The 1,196-nt window shown below is 65.2% G+C and carries 1 protein-coding gene; it reads right to left on the reverse strand.

The window, feature by feature from the left end:
* Positions 1 to 8: 8 nt before the first annotated feature.
* Positions 9 to 1,196 (reverse strand): IS66 family transposase (tnpC, locus tag ACCAA_RS05270; RefSeq protein WP_186406184.1); only part of this gene is annotated, 1,188 nt, incomplete at its 5' end.

Raw genomic sequence — 1,196 nt, forward strand, 5'->3', positions numbered from 1 at the left:
CTGCCGGGTTAGTCCGGCGGAGGTTCGGTACTCTCCGCCTCGGCGTGTGCGAGGGCTTCGCTATAGTTCCAGGGCATCCAGGCCGCCGGATCGAGCGCCACCTTGCCCGAGTGGCGCAGCAGGGAAACGAGGTAGTGGAACGGCTCGATCTTGTGGAGTTCGGCGGTATGGATCAGGGTCATGAACAGATCACCGACGCGCGCGCCGTTCAACGTCCGATAGAAGAGCGCGTTCTTCCGATGCAGAATGGCCTTTTTGAGTATACGTTCGGTGATGTTGTTGTCGAGTGGGGCGCCCGGCACGCGCAGGAACAGGGTCAGCTTCTCCCAGTGGTTCTGCATGTACGCGATCGCCTGGCCGAGTCCCGAGTGGGGCTCCACGGTGTGCTCCGCGAACTGCTTGGCCATCCAGTCTTGCAGCGCCTTCATCCGTGGGCCGCTTTCCTTCTGGTGAAGGAGCAGGCGCTCGGCGGGCGAGAGCCCCTGCTGCTTGGCCTGCGCGTCGGTGTGGAAGACGGCGCGCAGCGTGTGCAGGACAAAGGCCACTTCTTCCGGAAAGGCCTCGACCACATCGACGTAATTGCGTCGCGCATGCGGAAGGCACGAGGCGGACAGCGTGGAATGATCGCCCGGGCGGTTGCGCGTGGAGGCATCGGACATGTGGATCGGCGGATCGGTCACTTCCCGCAGGTCGAGCACTTCGGCAAGGTGTTCGCCGGCATGACAGGGCCCGGTCTTGAACAAGGCGATCAGACCATTGGGCGTCTCGGCGACGACACCGGAAGTGAACACGCCGGTGCGATCGGCGGACGCGCCGGCGGGCAGCGCTTCGGCGCGTGCCTCTTGCGTCAGGGTCAGGATGCGCATCGTCGTATCATCGTTGTACACCACGGTTCCTTGGGCTGCCTGCCGTGCCAGTTCGTCGAAGACCGGCATGAGGGGCGCGGCGGCGGCGGCCACGACTTCCCATTGCGTGCCGACCGGCATCGGGATGGCCAAACCCTGTTCCAGCCGCTCGATGCGGTGGAACGGCAGACCGCAGCCGTATTTGAGGAGCGCGATCATCGCCGCGGCGCTGTCGTCGTACTTTGCCTTGCCGACGCCTGGCGGGGGGTCGGCGGTAAACACGGTGCCACACAAGCCGCAACGCAGCCGTTCGAGTTCGTAGACCTCCGCGAGCAGCGGCGCTACGCCGGT

Source organism: Candidatus Accumulibacter aalborgensis, assembly GCF_900089955.1.
Lineage (GTDB): Bacteria > Pseudomonadota > Gammaproteobacteria > Burkholderiales > Rhodocyclaceae > Accumulibacter > Accumulibacter aalborgensis.